Below are 18,504 nucleotides of genomic sequence, written 5' to 3'. Positions count from 1 at the left end.
CGCAACACCTTCCGTTATAATCATTTACAGACTCTTCTCTTCCTTATCACCCTCCATTTAATGCAAGGGAAATACTATGGATTACCAACTCGACCTAGACTGGAATGATTTCCTGCAGCGTTACTGGCAAAAGCGTCCTGTGGTGTTAAAACGCGGCTTTAAAAATTTCGTCGACCCGATTTCTCCGGACGAACTGGCTGGTCTGGCGATGGAAAATGAGGTGGACAGCCGTCTGGTGAGCAATCAGGACGGCAAGTGGAATGTCAGCCACGGGCCGTTTGAAAGTTACGATCATCTGGGTGAAACGGGCTGGTCGGTTCTGGTGCAGGCAGTCGATCACTGGCATGAACCCTCTTCCCATCTGATGACGCCATTCCGCCACATTCCTGACTGGCGCATGGACGATTTGATGATTTCCTTCTCGGTGCCCGGCGGTGGTGTTGGCCCGCATCTGGATCAGTACGACGTATTTATTATTCAGGGCACTGGCCGCCGCCGCTGGCGTGTGGGCGAGAAAGTCGCCATGAAACAACATTGCCCGCATCCTGATTTGCTGCAGGTCGAGCCGTTCGAGGCGATTATTGATGAAGAACTGGAGCCGGGCGATATCGTCTACATTCCGCCGGGCTTCCCACATGATGGCTATTCGCTGGAAAACTCCCTCAACTATTCCGTCGGTTTCCGTGCGCCAAACGCCCGTGAGATGGTCAGTGGTTTTGCAGATTTCGTGCTTTCCCGCGAGCTGGGCAGCCACCGTTACAGCGATCCGGAACTGGTGGAACGTGAACATCCGGCCGAAGTGCAACCGGCTGAGCTGGATAAACTGCGCGGCATGATGCTGGATCTGATTGGTAATCCGGCGCATTTCAACAGCTGGTTTGGCGAGTTTATTTCCCAGTCGCGTCATGAGCTGGATCTGGCACCGCCGGAACCGCCTTATCAGCCGGGTGAAATTTATGAACTGCTGGAATCGGGTGAAACGCTGGAACGTCTGGGCGGTCTTCGCGTACTGCGCGTGGGTGATACCTGTTACGTCAACGGCGAAGCCATGACCACGGAACATATCGCCGCGGTGGATGCGATTGCCCGCCATAAAACCGTAACCAAAGACATGCTTGGCGATGCGCTGGACGATCCTTCATTCCTTGCACTGCTGTCTTCGCTGGTTAACAGTGGTTACTGGTACTTTAACGACTGACCGGTGTTGCGCTAATAAAATAAAAGGGACGATGTTTTCAGACATCGCCCCTTTTTTGTCGCCACCCGCACCGTCAGTGCTTCACGGCTTCTTTTGCTGTCAGCTCAGCAATACGCATAATCACTGCAACCGCTTTTTCCATTCCTTCGAGCGTCACGAATTCGTGTTTTCCATGGAAGTTATAACCGCCGGTGAAGATATTCGGGCATGGCAAACCGCGAAACGAAAGCTGCGCGCCATCAGTGCCGCCACGAATGGGCTTCATGATTGGCTCGATATCGCAATCTTTCATCGCCTGCTGCGCCAGCGCAATAATGTGCGGATGCTGAGCCACTTTGTCGCGCATGTTGTAATAGTGATCGTCGAGCGTCACTTCGATATAACAATCACGGTGCAGGCCTTTGCCGACCACGTGTGCGACATCAATAATTTTTTGCTTACGGGCTTCGAACTGCGTTTTGTCGAAATCACGGATGATGTAATGCATTTCCGCACGCTCAACGTTGCCCTTGATGGTCGTCAGATGGTAGAAACCTTCGTAACCTTCTGTATGCTCGGGCGTTTCATCTGCAGGCAGCTCGTTGTGAAAACGCGTCGCCAGTGACAGCGCATTCACCATCACCCCTTTGGCACTGCCCGGATGCACATTATTACCGACAATTTTAATCGTGGCCGACGCAGCGTTGAAGTTCTCAAACTCCAGCTCCCCCACTCCGCCACCGTCGACGGTGTAGGCCCACTGCGCGCCGAATGCAGGAATATCAAAACTCTGCGCGCCTTTGCCGATTTCCTCGTCTGGCGTGAAGGCGATACGCACCGGTCCGTGCGGAATATTGCTGTTTTTCAGTCGCACCATCGCGGTAATAATTTCTGCGATACCAGATTTATCATCAGACCCGAGCAAGGTTTTGCCGTCGGTGGTGATAATCGTGTGCCCGAGAAGCTGATGTAATACCGGGAACATCACAGGCGATAAAATCTCGTCGCCATTTCCCAGTGCGATATCGCCGCCGCGGTAATTTTCCACAATTTGTGGATTAACGTGTTTAGCCGTGAAATCAGGCGCGGTATCCAGATGGGAAATAAAGCCAATCACCGGCACTTTCCAGGCCACATTGCCTGGCAAGGTGGCCATCACGCAGCCTTTATCACTGAGCGTAACCTGAGAAAAACCTAGCTCGGTCAGTTCATTACGCAGGGCCTGCGCCAGCCTGAGTTGTCCGTCGGTGCTGGGCGTGTGTTTAACATTGGGCTTAGATTGAGTATCGAAAGAAACATAATGAAGAAAACGATCAAGCAACTTATTCATTTGGGTATCCTCTGGCGGCTGGGTTTTATTATGCGCAGCATGAAAACCCTGAATATTGCGTCAGGTCATTTTTCACCAAGTTTAACGAGATATGTCTATGGGGCAGGCGCAATTTTTGGCGAGAACAATAAAAAAAAGCCTGGTGATCACCAGGCCTGGTCTTTCTTGGTCAGGAACTTATGGACAAATTCCGGTACGACCTGGCTCGCCAGCCCGTAGTGCTTCATATCGAATTCGCTTTCAACCTGACTCGGTTCAAGATTCAGTTCAACAGCACAGGCGCCTCCGATGCGCGCTTCATGGACAAATCCCGCGGCCGGATAAACGTGGCCAGACGTACCGATAGCGACAAAGAAATCGGCTTTTGCCAGCGCATCGTAAATCTCATCCATGCCAAACGGCATTTCACCGAACCAGACAATGTGCGGACGCAGCGCTGCCGGGAACTGGCAGCAGTGACAGCGGTCATCCACACTCAGGTCGCCCGGCCAGTCCAGCACCTGACCCGATTGTGTACAGCGCACTTTTAGCAATTCGCCGTGCATATGAATGACGCGTAAGCTGCCCGCGCGCTCGTGCAGGTTATCGATATTTTGCGTAACCAGCAGGAAGTTCTCACCGAGCGCCTCTTCCAGCGTGGCCAGCGCGTAATGTGCAGCATTCGGTTTGAGATCTTCTGCCTGCAACTGACGGCGGCGCTCATTATAAAAACGCTGTACCAGTTCAGGATCACGGCGATAGCCTTCGGGCGTCGCCACATCCTCAACATGATGTTCTTCCCACAAACCGTCAGCGGCGCGGAAAGTACGAATGCCAGACTCGGCGGAAATCCCTGCGCCGGTCAGCACCACGACAAACGGCTTCTTCAACGACGCAGCCGCCATCGAGTCACGGTGGAAAATATTCGACCGGAACCGCTGATGGCGAATGCGCTTATTTTTGCGAAACCGACACAGACGATGACGTGTGCGCATGAAGTGCTCCTTACTCTCTGTGTCTGATTAAGACTTCATTTAAAAATGGATTACTGACCGCCACTGAGTACGCGGGCAGGATCGATACGGCTCGCACGCCGCGCCGGATACCAGCTTGCCAGCAAACTCAGCACCAGGGCGGTTACCAGCACCCCTGCGACATCCAGCCAGTGAACTTCAGAAGGCAGGAAGTCGATGAAATAAATATCGCCCGACAGGAACTGGTGACCGGTCAGTTTTTGCAATGCATTGACGATGTTAGTCAGCTGGAAGGCCGCAATCACGCCGATCACTACACCTGCAACGCTACCGACCAGCCCCGCCAGTAAACCGTACCAGATGAAGACTGCGCGGATAAGTCCGTCTTTCGCACCCAGTGTGCGCAAAATCGCAATATCGCTGCTTTTATCTTTCACCGCCATCACCAGCGTTGAAACGATATTGAAGCAGGCCACACCAATCACCAGCACCATCGCCATATACATGATAGCGCGCACCATCTGGATATCGCGGTACATATAGCCATAAGTTCCGATCCAGCTGCTGATATAAACGTAAGCCTGAGTCACTTCACCAGCGTCGTGCACCAGTTTCTGTGCGGCAAAGACATCGTTCACTTTGATATCAATACCGGTCACGCTGCTGCCCATATCCTGATATTGCTGGGCATCGGCCAGAGGCACCATGCCAAGGCTGTGATCAAGTTGTCCGCTGAGCTGCAAAATACCGGCAACCTGCAGGCGAATACGTTTTGGCTGCAACAGCTTCATTTCCGGGTCGCTGTTCGGGATCATCACGGTCACCCAGTCGCCCTGCTTCACGCCCACCGCATCCGCGACACCTTTGCCGAGGATCAGCTGTTGCTGACCGGCTTTAAAATTCTGCCAGGCATTATTCTGCACGAATTTCGGCGCGGCACTGACTCGCGGTTCACTCTGTGGATCAACACCTTTCAGCTGGATGGCGCGCAGTTTGGCGCCGTGCTCAATCAGGCCGTTGAACTGGATATAGGGTGCAGCCGCCACAATACCCGGCACTTTTTCCACCCGATCCAGCACGCCCTGCCAGTTGTTGAACGGCTGATTGACCGGGCGGATTTCGCCGTGCGGTACGACCGCCAGTACGCGTTCTTTCAGCTCACGTTCAAAACCATTCATGGCGCTGAGGCCAACGATCAGCACCGCCACACCCAGTGCAATGCCTAACGTTGAAATCACCGAAATCAGCGACACCATGCCGCTGCGACGGCGTCCACGGCTGAACCGCAGGCCAATCAATAATGAAAAAGGAATGCCAGACATTACTTCGCTCCCAGCAACATCGATTCCTGCTGCAACTTGCCGTCACGCATTTCCAGCTGACGCGTCAGACGGTTCGCCAGTTGCAGATCATGCGTCACCACCAGAAACGCCGTGCCCTGACGCACATTCAGTTCGCCGAGCAATTCGAAAATGCTGTCGGCATTGCGCTGATCGAGATTACCGGTCGGTTCATCGGCCAGCACCAGCGAAGGATTATTCACCAGCGCACGGGCAATTGCCACTCGCTGACGTTCACCACCGGAAAGCTCGGAAGGACGGTGATTGCTGCGATGTTGCAGTCCCACCGCTTCGAGCATCGCCAGCGCGCGTTCCTGCACTTCGGCAGATTTCTTTTTGCCAATCAGCAGCGGCATCGCGACGTTTTCCAGCGCGGTGAAATCCGGCAGCAAATGGTGGAACTGATAGATGAAGCCCAGCTCGCGGTTACGCAATTCAGATTTCGCCGATGAAGACATCGCATTCAGAGACTGGCCTTTGAAAATCACTTCGCCGGACGTCGGGGAATCGAGTCCGCCCAGCAAATGCAGTAAAGTACTTTTGCCGGAACCGGAGGTGCCGACAATCGCCATCATCTCACCCGGCTGCATGGCGAAGCTCACGTCACGCAGCACGTCGGTGTGCATTTTACCTTCCTGATAAGTCTTACAGAGGTTTTCACACTGCAATAATAAAGAATTACTCATAACGTAAAGCCTCTGCGGGATGGGTGGCAGCAGCGCGCCAGGAAGGATAAAGCGTAGATAATAAGGCGATTGCCATGGCGACCAGCGCAATGACCACGACCTGAACCGGTTCAATATCGACCGGCAGCGACGCGCCGTCGAGCATCAGCCCGATAGCTGGCATAATTGTATTCAGTTGGGTGGCCAGCACCACGCCGAGCACGGCACCGAGCAACGCGCCGATCACACCGGCACTGGCGCCCTGCACCATAAACAGCGCCATAATCTGGCGACGGCTTAAGCCCTGTGTTTGCAAAATGGCCACTTCGGCTTGCTTCTCCATCACCAGTAAACCCAGTGACGTAATAATGTTAAACGCGGCGACGGCGACGATCAGGCTCAGCAACAGCCCCATCATATTTTTCTCCATGCGCACCGCCTGGAACAATTCGCCGCGGCGTTCACGCCAGTCTTTCCAGCTGGCACCGTCAGGCAGTTTTTGCGTACTCAGACTGTCGACGTCCAGCGGTTTGTCGAGGAACAAACGCCAGCCGGTGACATTGCCTTTCGGATACAGCATCAGGCGTGAGGCGTCCTGAATGTTCACCAGCATCTGGTAACCATCCACTTCGCTGTTGGCGGAGAAAGTGCCGATAACGTTGAACAAACGCTGGCTCGGGACGCGGCCGACTGGCGTGAACTGGCTGACACTGGTGACCATCAGACGCAGTTGATCGCCACGGCGCACTTTTAACTGCTGCGCCAGCTGATCGCCAAGAATAACGTTGTATTTACCGGGTTGAAGTTCCTGCTGGGCAACCCCAATTAAGTATTTCGCCAGCGGGTCTTTCTGGTCAGGATCGACACCAAGCATCACGCCCACCGCGACGCTGCCTGGGCTTTGCAGCACGACATCGCCGGTGGTCAGCGGTACAGCGCGGTTAACACTTTTCAGCGCCGACACCTGTTGATGGGTGATTTTCTGAGGGTCGAGGGATCCGCCCGGCGTGGTGATTAACGCCTGAGGCATCAGACCCAGGATGTTACCTTCCAGATCTTTCTCAAAACCGTTCATCACTGACAGCACGGTCACCAGCGCCATCACGCCGAGAGTGATACCAATGGTGGATAACCAGGAGACAAACCGCCCGAAGCGGTCCGAAGCACGCCCGCGCATGTAGCGCAGACCTATAAATAACGCGACAGGTTGATACATAACATCCGTTTTAAGTGCTTGGCCGCAAATAAGTGCGTGGCGCAGACTAAAGTGATCAAGGATAATAAAGGCTAGCACCGCTTTATGGAACCATTAACCCAAAGTAATCGGTTTAACTTTGTGACGCCGTTGACCCTTTTATACAGACAACGGGTTGACCCCGATTACCCCTGCAAAGCAAGATACGGTCTGCTAATTGGCCTCCGACAGCCGCCAAAACGAGAACTCAACACAGCCTATGTCTCAAGATTATCGTTATTCGTTGCCTGAACGCCCGGGCGACAACCGCCTGTTAGGCCAGCTTACAGGCTCCGCCTGCGCGCTGGAATGCGCCCAAATCAGTGAACGCCATACAGGCCCGATCCTGCTGATTGCGCCTGATATGCAAAATGCCCTGCGCCTGCGCGATGAAATTCAACAGTTTACTGACAACAAAGTCCTGAGTATTGCGGACTGGGAAACGCTACCTTACGACAGTTTTTCTCCACATCAGGAAATTATTTCTTCACGCCTTTCCAGTTTGTATCAGCTTCCTACTATGGAACGCGGCATCATTATTCTGCCGGTGAATACACTGATGCAACGCGTCTGCCCGCACGAATTCCTGCACGGTCACGCGCTGGTGATGAAGAAAGGTCAGCAGCTTTCGCGCGATAAATTGCGTGCACAGCTGGAACAGGCCGGTTATCGCAGCGTAGATCAGGTGATGGAGCACGGCGAGTTTGCCACCCGTGGCGCTCTGCTTGATTTGTATCCGATGGGCAGCGAAGAACCTTATCGCATTGATTTCTTTGATGATGAAATCGACAGCCTGCGCATTTTCGATGTGGATACCCAGCGCACGCTGAGTGAAGTGGAACATATCAATCTGCTACCCGCGCACGAATTTCCAACCGATAAAAATGCCATTGAACTGTTCCGCAGCCAATGGCGCGAGAAGTTCGAAGTACGTCGCGATGCCGAACACGTTTATCAGCAGGTCAGTAAAGGGACCTTCCCCGCCGGTATCGAATACTGGCAGCCGTTGTTTTTCAGTCAGCCGCTGACCACGCTGTTCAGCTATCTGCCGGAAAACACGCTGGTATTGAATACCGGCGATCTCGAAGCCGCCGCTGAGCGCTTCTGGCAGGACGCCTGCCAGCGTTACGAAAGCCGCCGTGTCGATCCGATGCGTCCGCTGCTCGAGCCGGAAAATCTCTGGCTGCGTGTGGAGTCGCTGTTTACCGAGCTGAAAGCCTGGCCACGTGTTCAGCTGCGTACTGATTCGCTGCCGAAGAAAGCCGCCAATACCAATCTGAGTTACGAAAAGCTGCCAGATTTATCCGTTCAGCCGCAGAACAAAGCGCCGATGGATAACCTGCGTCGCTTTAATGAATCCTTTGCCGGCAGCCTGGTATTCTCCGTAGAAAGTGAAGGCCGCCGCGAAACGCTTCAGGATTTGCTGGCACGCATCAAGCTGATGCCGACGCTTATCACCCGGATTGAAGAAGCTGATATCGCCGGTCGTTACATCATGATCGGCGCGTGCGAACGTGGTTTTCTGGATGCGGATAAACAGCTGGCGCTGATCTGTGAAAGCGATCTGCTTGGTGAACGCGTGGCGCGTCGCCGTCAGGACAGCCGCCGGTCGATCAACACCGATACACTGATCCGTAATCTCGCCGAACTGCGTCCCGGCCAGCCGGTAGTGCATGTCGAACACGGCGTGGGCCGTTATCTCGGGCTGACAACGCTTGAAACCGGCGGCATCACTGCCGAATACCTGATACTGACCTACGCCGGTGAAGACAAACTGTATGTGCCGGTATCATCGCTGCATCTCATCAGCCGCTATGCCGGTGGCGCGGATGAGAGCGCGCCGCTGCATAAACTCGGTGGTGAAGCCTGGTCAAAAGCGCGGCAGAAAGCGGCCGAGAAAGTGCGCGATGTCGCTGCGGAACTGCTGGATATCTACGCCCAGCGCGAAGCCAAAAGTGGTTTCGCGTTTAAGCACGACAAAGCACAGTATCAGCTGTTCTGTCAGGCTTTCCCGTTTGAAACCACGCCGGATCAGGCACAGGCCATTAACGCCGTACTGACTGACATGACCCAACCGCTGGCGATGGACCGGCTGGTATGCGGCGACGTCGGTTTCGGTAAAACCGAAGTGGCGATGCGCGCAGCCTTCCTCGCCGTTTCCAACAATAAGCAGGTGGCCGTTCTGGTACCGACCACCCTGCTGGCACAACAGCACTTCGATAACTTCCGCGACCGCTTCGCCAGCTGGCCAGTGCGCATCGAAATGATGTCGCGTTTCCGCAGCGCCAAAGAACAAAACGTCGTGCTGGAAGATGCGGTTGAAGGCAAAGTCGATATTATTATCGGCACACACAAACTGCTGCAAACCGACCTGCGCTGGAAAGATCTGGGACTGCTGATTGTCGATGAAGAGCACCGTTTCGGTGTACGTCATAAAGAGCGCATCAAAGCGATGCGTGCAGACGTAGATATTCTTACCCTGACCGCAACGCCTATCCCGCGGACGCTGAACATGGCCATGAGCGGCATGCGCGACCTGTCGATTATTGCCACACCGCCTGCACGTCGTATGGCGGTGAAAACCTTTGTGCGCGAGTACGACAGTCTGGTCGTGCGTGAGGCAATCCTGCGTGAAATTCTGCGCGGCGGGCAGGTTTATTATCTCTACAACGATGTCGAGAATATCGAGAAAGCCTCGCAGCGGCTGGCCGAACTCGTGCCGGAAGCGCGCATTGCCATCGGCCACGGTCAGATGCGTGAACGCGACCTCGAGCGTGTGATGAATGATTTCCATCACCAGCGTTTCAACGTGCTGGTGTGTACCACCATTATCGAAACCGGTATCGATATCCCGACGGCGAACACAATCATTATTGAGCGCGCCGACCACTTTGGTCTGGCGCAGTTGCATCAGTTGCGTGGCCGCGTAGGGCGGTCACACCATCAGGCCTATGCGTATCTGCTGACGCCACCACCGAAAGCCATGTCGGCCGATGCACATAAACGTCTGGAGGCCATTGCCTCGCTGGAAGACCTGGGTGCCGGTTTTGCGCTGGCGACGCACGACCTTGAAATCCGCGGTGCTGGCGAACTGCTCGGCGAAGGCCAGAGCGGCCAGATGACCAGTATCGGTTTCTCGCTGTATATGGAGTTGCTGGAAAACGCCGTCGAAGCGTTGAAAGAAGGCCGCGAGCCATCGCTGGAGGATTTAACCACCAGCCAGACCGAAGTTGAAATGCGCATGCCTGCGCTGCTGCCGGAGGATTTCATTCCTGATGTGAATACGCGCCTGTCATTGTATAAACGTATCGCCAGTGCGAAAACCGAAGGCGAACTGGATGAACTCCGCGTTGAGCTGATCGACCGTTTTGGCACACTGCCGGACGGTGCGCGCAATCTGTTGCTGATTGCCGTGCTGCGCCTGAAAGCCAAAGAACTCGGTATCCGGCGTATTGAAGGCAATGAGCGCGGCGGATTCATTGAGTTTGGCGATAAGAACCGTGTGGATCCGGGCTTCCTGATTGGTCTGTTACAGAAACAGCCACAGGTTTACCGTCTCGACGGCCCGACAAAACTGAAGTTTGTGTTAGACCTGACAGATCGCCCGAAACGCCTGAAGTTTGTCGGCGACATGCTGAGTGAGTTTACTGAGCATCTGATCTGAATCTGATCTTCATGCGTTAAAAAAGCCTGAGGTTTTCACCTCAGGCTTTTTATTTTCCACACTTCCCGCTTGATTATGAACGGGTAAGTTGCAACTGACCGCTTTTATCCAGCGGAATTTGTGTGCCCGGATCGTGGTCCATACGAACTTTCCCTTGCTGATCGCCTATTTTATAGGTCACATCATAACCGAGCGTTTTATCTTCTTTGTCATACACGGTTTTACAGCGCTGCTGTTGCGTGGTGTAGGTGTCGTTTTCCTGCATGCTGCTCTGCACGCGGTTACCCGCATAGCCACCGCCCAATGCACCCGCTACCGTCGCAACATCACGTCCGCGGCCGCCACCAAACTGGTGCCCCAGTACGCCACCGGCGACTGCACCGAGCACGGAGCCAGCAATCTGATGTTCATCCTGTACAGGACGCCGGTGAGTGACCGTCACATTCCGACATTCCTGACGCGGGATTTTCGTGGTTTCTTTGATTGGCGTCGCGCTGACAACCTGCGCGTACTCCGGGCCAGATGAAAAAACATTCATGCTTGCAACGCCAGCAATGCCCAACGCCGCAGCCACACCAATACCGACCCCAGCTAACATTGACTTGTTCACAGGACTTCCTCCGCAAATGTTACCACGCAATGACTCCGTTACCGGGGTCCCTCAGCGGACAGCTTCACATCTGAGGTTCGGCGTGCGTGAATCGCCGTCTGTGACCATCTGTTCTTGTAAACTTATTGTTAAGTCTGCACACCTAAACGTAAGCAAACAATAAGACGAAATCTGTAAGTGAGATAAACCACCGGTGCATCCCCCTGTTTCGGAGAATTCTTAGCAGACAACCTCATCGTGGCGGGATCTTATGCTGTTCACAGGGGTATTCATGCAGATAAGAAAAAGCCTGTCAGAAACAGGCTTTAGGCTATGAAACGATTCAGCTGACGTTGAAAAAAATATCAGCGAACAGGTATCAGTGTAGTTTAAGACGCGGGCGGATCACCCGGTTAATGCCGCCGACCAGCATCATCAGACCGGTTTTGATGTAACCGTGCAATGCAATCTGGTGCATACGGTACAGCGAGATATAAACCAGTCTCGCCAGACGGCCTTCGACCATCATAGAACCGCGCATCAGGTTACCCATCAGGCTGCCGACAGTACTGAAGCGTGAAAGGGAAACCAGTGAACCGTGGTCTTTATAGACGTAAGGTTTCAGGCTTTGCCCCTTACGCTGCGCCATGATGTTGGCAAAACAACGGGAGGCCATCTGATGCGCTGACTGCGCACGCGGTGGCACGAAACCGCCGGATGGCTGCGGACAGGAAGCGCAGTCGCCAATCGCATAGATGTTCGGGTCACGCGTGGTCTGCAGCGTCGGTTCCACCACAAGCTGATTGATACGGTTGGTTTCCAGACCCGCGATGTCTTTCATGAAATCAGGGGCTTTAATCCCCGCCGCCCAGACCATCAGATCGGCGTCAATGAATTCGCCGGACTTGGTGTTCAGACCGTTCTTATCCGCGCTGGTCACCATGGTTTGCGTCAGAACGCGTACGCCCAGTTTAGTCAGCTCGTTATGCGCCGCAGCAGAAATACGCGGTGGCAGCGCAGGCAGAATACGTTCACCGGCTTCCACCAGCGTGACGTTCAGCGCTTCACTGTCCAGCCCTTCGAAACCGTAGCTGTGCAGTTGTTTTACCGCATTATGCAGCTCGGCAGACAGCTCGACACCCGTCGCCCCGCCGCCAACAATCGCAATGTTCACTTTCTTCTGCTTGTCTGCACTGGCAGAGAATTTGAGGAACAGGTTCAGCATTTCGTTATGGAAACGGTGCGCCTGATGCGGGTTATCCAGGAAGATGCAGTGGTCTTTGACGCCCGGTGTACCGAAATCGTTAGACGTGCTGCCCAGCGCCATCACCAGGGTGTCGTACGCAATATCCCGTACCGGCACCAGCATTTCGCCGTTCTCGTCACAGATTTCAGCCAGTTTGATGGTCTGATTTTCACGGTCGATATCGGTCAGTGAGCCAATCTGGAAGGTGAAACCGTGGTTGCGGGCATGAGCCAGATAGCTCAGCGCATCCACGCCGTCATCCAGACTGCCGGTCGCCACTTCGTGCAACAGGGGTTTCCATAAATGGCTGTGGTTACGGTCGACCAGAATGATCTCCGCTTTTTTGTTGCGGCCAAGTTTATGGCCCAGGCTGGTCGCCAGTTCCAGACCGCCGGCGCCACCGCCGATAATCACAATTTTCTTCATTGGTGATGTCAAAATGACCCCCTCAAATGTGAACCAATTGTTATATAAGAGTAAAAATATAATCCTTATATAACATAGGGTTGCTTAAGTTAAATCGGTATCTGAGACGGAGGATATCACGCGTGGTGATTTGGTCATACCAAAATTGATATAGGTCAATTTAAATTCATTTGGCTAATTTGACTTAGGAAAATGGCACGCATTTTGACATCTTTAAATCAGCAAGTTAGACGCGGATCTGCCATGAAAACGAATTCTGAAGCGGGAATGTCACAAATAAAAAACCACTGCGCAAAGGCAGTGGTTTTAGCGATTTCAGAAACGAAATGTTAAATCAGACGATATTTTTGAACGCTTTAATGCGTTGCAGATGCGTCGAGATATCTTTGAATTTATGGCTCTGATGCTCGTCCCATTCAACCGGATAATAGTGATGCAATTTCTCAGCCGTTTTGCTGCTGTCGAGCACGCCATCTTCACGGGATAAAATCACCAGACAGCGGTCGCGGTTTTTCTCGCGGAAATCGCTGATGCACTTGGTGGCGATATCTTCATACTCTTCCGGGCGGTCGATTTTCCCGGTCATATTATCCTGCGGTGACAAATTCGGATTGAACATCACCTGGCGGATCCCGCACAGGAAACCGATGCGTTCAGCCCAGAATCCGCCAAGTCCGACGCCGCAAATCAGCGCATTCTTGTCCGTCGTTTCCTGCAGCACTTTATCCACTTCTTTTAGCAGATGTTGCATGTCATGACGCGGGTGCAGCGTGCTGTAACTGATGAAGCGCACGTCCGGATCAATGAACTGTAACTGCAACACTTTCTCGTGATTACCGGGACTGGTTGAATCGAAGCCATGCAAATAGATAATCATCGTTTACCTCATCCTGAATGTGCGTTGAACCCTTCACGTGGTCGGAAAAACGTTACAGGGCAGCCTGTTTATGTTCCTGCCAGCGGGCGTCGAGTGTGGTCAGATCACGGTTTGCCTCTTTCCAGCATCTCGAATTTTGCAGGTCCTGACGGGCCTGTTTTCCACTATACAGTCCGCGATGATACAACTGTGCAACGCGCTCAGCGTTGACCGGAGACAGGTTATCCAGCACGCTGACAGCGCCCTGCCGGTTGTTACAGGCTAGGATCATGTCGCAACCCGCATCCAGAGAGGCCTGCGCGCGTTCGGGATAAGACCCCATGATTGCCGCACCTTCCATTGAGATATCATCGGAGAAGATCACGCCGTTGAAATTCAGCTCTTTGCGCAAAATTTCCTGCAACCAGTATGGCGAACCGCTGGCCGGACGTGGATCGGCCTGAGTATAAATCACGTGCGCCGGCATCACGGCATCCAGTAATTTACGTTCGTTGAGCTGACGGAAGATAGCCATGTCGTGCTGGCGGATAACTTCCAGCGGGCGATCGTCGTGTGGCGTTTCTTTATGGGAATCCGCGCTGACGGCACCGTGCCCCGGAAAATGCTTACCGGTGGTTTTCATGCCAGCGGAATGCATACCGAGAATATACTGCTCAGCCATTTCAAGCGCTTTCCGGGGTTCTGCATGGAACGAACGTTCGCCGATAGCTGCGCTGATATGTCCGATATCCAGCACTGGCGCGAAGCTGATGTCGATATCCATCACAATCATTTCCGACGCCATCAGCCAGCCGCTTTCCTGCGCCAGACGCCCCGCTTCGTGCGGTTCATTGAGCGCCGCAAAAGATTGCGCGGCAGGCAGACGGGTAAAACTTTCGCGGAAGCGCTGTACGCGCCCGCCTTCCTGATCTACAGCCAGCACCAGCCTGTCGTGCGACGCGGCGCGGATCTGGCGGATCAGTTCATGCAACTGATCGACATCATGATAATTTCGGGTGAATAAAATCAGCCCGCCCACCAGCGGGTGCTGCAAAATTTCACGTTCTTCGGCATCCAGCGCGTAGCCAGCGACATCCAGCATTACAGGTCCCAACAAAATGGACGCTCCTTTTCATTTTTCAGACGATTATCACGGGTGCAACGGGCGCACCCATTCAAGATATTTACTCTCGCCGGTCTGCTGCCAGCGCACTTCGAACCACATCAGCATCAGGTAATCGACCCAGGGGATCCAGCGGTTAACCCGCTGCTGCAAAAGAGATATTTCCTGATAGCCGCCAGCATCAACGTATTCGCCGATGAACGCATTTTGCTGCTGCGCGTTCCAGTCGTTGCCGCGAATAATCGCCGCCAGCTCCAGCGCAATGTCCGCATTCGCCGCATATTCCCAGTCAATCAGTCGCAGCCCGTCTGGCGTACTAAGCACATTACCGGCGTGAATATCCATATGTACCAGCGCCAGTTTCAGCGGTGACGGCGGATCCTGCGACAACATTTTGCGGTGCAAACGCAGCCAGTGCGGCGTCAGCCTGCGCCGGTCAATATGTTGCCAGTAGCGGGCAAATTGCTGCTGTAAATCCAGCCGGTAGCCTGATAGTGGCAACCGGTGTAACTGCACCAGACGCTGGCACAAGGCTTTCTGGCCTGAAACGGCGGCGAGTACCTGATCTTGCAACGGGGTTCCGTCTATCCAGTCGACTATCAGCCACGGCGGCGAATAAAGTCTGACACAAGGGCCTAATTTGTGCCGCGCGATATGCCGCAAAATCACAGATTCACGTTGCCGGTCAGCGCCCAAAGCTTGCCGCTGTACAGACTGATGTCGTGCCAGAAACTCGCCGGCAGACGAGCTGATTTTCCAGCTTTCGCCGGTCAGCCCGGCAACCGGTAATAAACGAAAACCGGCGGTTTTCACCGCCGGATAATGTTGTTCAATCAGTTGCCGGAGTTCGTGCTGCAGAAGCTCAGCGTTAATTCTGAACTGCACCGCGGCCTGACCAGATGATTTCACCACTCGGTGCGGTAATCAGACGCATCGACATGGTCGGCGCTTTCACATCACCACTCACGGTACTGTAAAGCACGTACTGCGCTTTTACGATGTTTGCCAGGCCGATGGCCTTACTGACCGAAGCCAGACTGTCATCCGGCGATAATCCCAGAGACTGTTTGGCCGAAGCCAGTTGCTCGGCAGGTACCACCTGGAAGGTCGTGTTGTTGGCCAGTGCATTGCGCAACGCATCGGTGGCTTTTGCCATTTGCAGGGAACCGTTGGTGCTGTTTTTCACTCCATCCACCAGCAGAACGCTGCCCGGCTGCACACCACCGGATTTCAGCATTTTCGCAAGCATTGGCTCAACGGTTGCGGTCCAGTCAATATTGGCAAATTTAGGCGGCTGTGGAACTGGCTGGACCTGCGGTTGCTCCGGAACCGGCGGGTTAACCTGTGGCAACGGTTGCTGTGGCTGCTGCGGTTGCTCAGGCTGCTGTGGCTGGTTTTGCTGCTGGTTTGGCAACGTACAACCGCCAAGGATCAATGCGGCCATTGCCACAATGAGGAAATACTTTTTCATCAACCTTCTCCGTGCAAAAAATTAGAGATAAAGGTAAATACGCACACTGTACGCATCAAGATTGCCGTTCAGGGAACTGACGTCCACGCTGCTGTTCGCCGGAACAGTAATGGTCCTGGCCTCGGCGACCGGGAATAAATCCAGCCCCTGTTTATCATACCAATAGTAACGATAATGCAGGGTGACAGAGTGTGGCTGGTTGTTATCCAACGTGGTTGTGGCTTTTTTCTGCCCGCCGGAATCAGATACGGATGGCGAACCTGGGATTATGCCCGCCGTCAGAACGGGGGATTCCATTACCACTCTTTGTTGATTATTCAGCGCAATAGTGGGCTTGCTGCTACAACCTATCAACAAAATCACTGGCAATAACGCCATCAAAAAACGCATGTTTACCCTTACTGATGTGACAGCAATGGACCCAGTGCACGGCCACCGACCAGATGCATATGGATGTGATAAACCTCCTGACCAGCATCACGGTTGCAGTTGACGATCAGGCGGTAACCGCTTTCGGCGATGCCTTCCTGTTCGGCAATTTTCGCGGCCACCGTCATCATTCTGCCCAGCGCTGCTTCATGCGTCGCATCGACGTCATTCATTGTCGGGATCAGAACATTCGGGATAATCAAAATATGGCTGGGTGCCTGAGGAGAAATGTCGCGAAACGCAGTGACAAGTTCGTCCTGATAAACCACGTCGGCAGGGATTTCACGACGAATGATTTTGCTGAAAATTGTCTCTTCGGCCATCTTAACTGTCCTTAACAAAGTAAAAAGCGTTGTACGCAGTATGGGTTAGAATTTCCATTCCTTTCAACCTGATTACGCTTTTTGATGCTTAATTGACGCAGAAAGCGTCAGCCAGTGCTCCGCTGAATCGCAGACATAAAAAAAGGAGGCCGAAGCCTCCTTTCTCAGAACCAGACATTGCTCACCATTAATGGCTACGCATGTACTCGTCCATATCGGTTTTCAGGTTGTCAGACTTGGTACCGAAAATCGCCTGAACACCAGAACCTGCAACCACAACACCTGCCGCACCCAGTTTTTTCAGGCCAGCCTGATCGACTTTGGAGACGTCCGCTACGCTGACGCGCAGACGGGTAATACAGGCATCAAGGTTAGTGATGTTGTCTTTGCCGCCGAAAGCCTGAACCAGAGAGGCGGACATTTCAGAACCGCCCTGCGCGGTGGTTTCGCTGGTAGAGTCTTCACGACCAGGTGTTTTCAGATCCAGCTTCGCAATCAGGAAACGGAAGATGCTGTAGTAAACAACCGCATACACCGCACCTACGATTGGGAACAGCCAGATTTTGCTGCTGTTACCACTCAGAACGATGAAGTCAATCAGGCCGTGCGAGAAGCTGGTGCCGTCACGCATACCCAACAGGATACAGATTGGGAATGCCAGACCGGCCAGAATCGCGTGGATCACGTACAGGATCGGCGCAACGAACATGAAGGAGAATTCGATTGGCTCAGTGATACCGGTCAGGAACGCAGTCAGGGCAGCGGAAATCATGATGCCGCCGACTTTTGCACGATTTTCAGGTTTCGCTGAATGCCAGATAGCAACCGCAGCGGCTGGCAGACCGTACATTTTGAACAGGAAGCCACCTGACAGTTTACCTGCAGTTGGGTCACCGGCCATATAACGTGGGATATCGCCGTGGAACACCTGACCTGCAGAGTTCACGTACTCACCGATTTGCATCTGGAATGGAACGTTCCAGATATGGTGCAGACCAAACGGAACAAGTGCACGTTCTACCACACCGTAGATACCGAATGCCACGACCGGGTTCTGGTAAGCCGCCCATTGTGAGAAGGTCTGGATACCTGTACCGATTGGCGGCCAGATGAAGGACAGAACCACACCCAGGATAATCGCAGCCAGACCAGAGATGATCGGAACAAAACGTTTACCGGCGAAGAAGCCCAGATATTCTGGCAACTTGATACGATAGAAACGGTTGAACATGTAAGCCGCAATCGCACCGGAGATGATACCACCCAGTACGCCGGTATCGGCCAGATGCTTGGCTGCAATTTCTTCAGCGGGCAAATGCAGAACCAGTGGAGCCACAACCGCCATGGTTTTCACCATGATGCCATATGCCACAACGGACGCCAGTGCAGAAACACCGTCGTTGTTAGTGAAGCCTAAGGCAACACCAATAGCAAAGATCAAAGGCATATTAGCGAAGACTGAACCACCGGCTTCAGCCATAACATGAGAAACGATCAGTGGCAGCCAGCTAAAGTTTGCAGAACCGACGCCAAGCAGGATACCTGCGATTGGCAGTACGGATACTGGCAGCATTAGCGATTTACCGACCTTTTGAAGGTTTGCAAACGCGTTCTTAAACATAATTGATTGTGCTCCTGAGTAATGATTCTTTTTGATACTTATTGCGGTTTAGCCTGA

At 53.4% G+C, this 18,504-nt stretch carries 16 protein-coding genes; 2 read left to right on the top strand and 14 right to left on the bottom strand.

Annotated elements, in window-relative coordinates; translation table 11 throughout:
- Nucleotides 1–76 precede the first annotated feature (76 nt).
- Nucleotides 77–1,198, top strand: a complete 1,122-nt coding sequence (locus EX31_RS24550) for a ribosomal protein uL16 3-hydroxylase (protein ID WP_037037371.1) — start codon at nucleotides 77–79, stop codon at nucleotides 1,196–1,198.
- Nucleotides 1,199–1,271: 73 nt separating this feature from the next.
- Here EX31_RS24550 and pepT read toward each other — a convergent pair whose 3' ends face one another.
- From pepT to lolC, 5 genes are all read right to left on the bottom strand, one after another.
- Complete coding sequence (gene pepT / locus EX31_RS24545; RefSeq protein WP_037037369.1) at nucleotides 1,272–2,507, bottom strand: peptidase T; 1,236 nt, start codon at nucleotides 2,505–2,507, stop codon at nucleotides 1,272–1,274.
- A 146-nt stretch (nucleotides 2,508–2,653) separates the two neighbouring features.
- Nucleotides 2,654–3,481 (bottom strand): Sir2 family NAD+-dependent deacetylase, encoded by an 828-nt coding sequence (gene cobB, locus EX31_RS24540; RefSeq protein WP_037037366.1) that lies wholly within the window; start codon nucleotides 3,479–3,481, stop codon nucleotides 2,654–2,656.
- A 50-nt stretch (nucleotides 3,482–3,531) separates the two neighbouring features.
- A complete protein-coding gene (gene lolE / locus EX31_RS24535; RefSeq protein WP_037037364.1) occupies nucleotides 3,532–4,782 on the bottom strand; it encodes a lipoprotein-releasing ABC transporter permease subunit LolE in 1,251 nt (416 codons plus the stop codon).
- Nucleotides 4,782–5,486, bottom strand: coding sequence for a lipoprotein-releasing ABC transporter ATP-binding protein LolD (gene lolD, locus EX31_RS24530; protein ID WP_013576226.1), 705 nt, complete (start codon nucleotides 5,484–5,486; stop codon nucleotides 4,782–4,784). Before lolD ends, lolE begins: the two co-directional genes overlap by 1 nt.
- Nucleotides 5,479–6,681, bottom strand: coding sequence for a lipoprotein-releasing ABC transporter permease subunit LolC (gene lolC / locus EX31_RS24525; protein WP_013576227.1), 1,203 nt, complete (start codon nucleotides 6,679–6,681; stop codon nucleotides 5,479–5,481). Before lolC ends, lolD begins: the two co-directional genes overlap by 8 nt.
- Before the next feature lie 238 nt (nucleotides 6,682–6,919).
- Here lolC and mfd point away from each other — a divergent pair, with 238 nt between their 5' ends.
- On the top strand, nucleotides 6,920–10,363 hold the full coding sequence (mfd, locus tag EX31_RS24520; protein ID WP_037037361.1) for a transcription-repair coupling factor: 3,444 nt from the start codon (nucleotides 6,920–6,922) through the stop codon (nucleotides 10,361–10,363).
- 73 nt (nucleotides 10,364–10,436) lie between these two features.
- Here mfd and EX31_RS24515 read toward each other — a convergent pair whose 3' ends face one another.
- The 9 genes from EX31_RS24515 to ptsG all read right to left on the bottom strand — a co-directional run bounded on the left by EX31_RS24515 (nucleotide 10,437) and on the right by ptsG (nucleotide 18,447).
- Complete coding sequence (locus EX31_RS24515; RefSeq protein ID WP_013576229.1) at nucleotides 10,437–10,973, bottom strand: glycine zipper 2TM domain-containing protein; 537 nt, start codon at nucleotides 10,971–10,973, stop codon at nucleotides 10,437–10,439.
- A gap of 358 nt (nucleotides 10,974–11,331) precedes the next feature.
- Nucleotides 11,332–12,636: an NAD(P)/FAD-dependent oxidoreductase gene (locus tag EX31_RS24510; RefSeq protein ID WP_013576230.1), complete on the bottom strand. Its 1,305-nt coding sequence runs from the start codon at nucleotides 12,634–12,636 to the stop codon at nucleotides 11,332–11,334.
- 322 nt (nucleotides 12,637–12,958) lie between these two features.
- Nucleotides 12,959–13,501 carry an alpha/beta hydrolase YcfP gene (gene ycfP / locus EX31_RS24505; protein ID WP_013576231.1) on the bottom strand — a complete coding sequence of 181 codons (543 nt, stop codon included), beginning with the start codon at nucleotides 13,499–13,501 and terminating at the stop codon, nucleotides 12,959–12,961.
- Between the two features lie 52 nt (nucleotides 13,502–13,553).
- Nucleotides 13,554–14,582 carry a beta-N-acetylhexosaminidase gene (nagZ, locus tag EX31_RS24500; RefSeq protein ID WP_037037356.1) on the bottom strand — a complete coding sequence of 343 codons (1,029 nt, stop codon included), beginning with the start codon at nucleotides 14,580–14,582 and terminating at the stop codon, nucleotides 13,554–13,556.
- A gap of 48 nt (nucleotides 14,583–14,630) precedes the next feature.
- Nucleotides 14,631–15,488, bottom strand: coding sequence for a phosphotransferase (locus EX31_RS24495; RefSeq protein WP_037037354.1), 858 nt, complete (start codon nucleotides 15,486–15,488; stop codon nucleotides 14,631–14,633).
- Nucleotides 15,472–16,074 carry a penicillin-binding protein activator LpoB gene (gene lpoB / locus EX31_RS24490; protein WP_037037351.1) on the bottom strand — a complete coding sequence of 201 codons (603 nt, stop codon included), beginning with the start codon at nucleotides 16,072–16,074 and terminating at the stop codon, nucleotides 15,472–15,474. Before lpoB ends, EX31_RS24495 begins: the two co-directional genes overlap by 17 nt.
- Nucleotides 16,075–16,095: 21 nt before the next feature.
- On the bottom strand, nucleotides 16,096–16,464 hold the full coding sequence (locus EX31_RS24485; RefSeq protein WP_037037348.1) for a YcfL family putative periplasmic lipoprotein: 369 nt from the start codon (nucleotides 16,462–16,464) through the stop codon (nucleotides 16,096–16,098).
- Nucleotides 16,465–16,472: 8 nt separating this feature from the next.
- Nucleotides 16,473–16,826, bottom strand: coding sequence for a purine nucleoside phosphoramidase (hinT, locus tag EX31_RS24480; protein WP_037037346.1), 354 nt, complete (start codon nucleotides 16,824–16,826; stop codon nucleotides 16,473–16,475).
- A 187-nt stretch (nucleotides 16,827–17,013) separates the two neighbouring features.
- Nucleotides 17,014–18,447 carry a PTS glucose transporter subunit IIBC gene (ptsG, locus tag EX31_RS24475; RefSeq protein WP_013576238.1) on the bottom strand — a complete coding sequence of 478 codons (1,434 nt, stop codon included), beginning with the start codon at nucleotides 18,445–18,447 and terminating at the stop codon, nucleotides 17,014–17,016.
- Between the last annotated feature and the right edge of the window lie 57 nt (nucleotides 18,448–18,504).

The organism is Rahnella sp. WP5, assembly GCF_000745615.1.
Classification (GTDB): domain Bacteria; phylum Pseudomonadota; class Gammaproteobacteria; order Enterobacterales; family Enterobacteriaceae; genus Rahnella; species Rahnella aceris.
The sequence above is the reverse complement of the archived record's forward strand: the minus strand, read 5'-3'. Positions and strand labels throughout refer to the sequence as shown.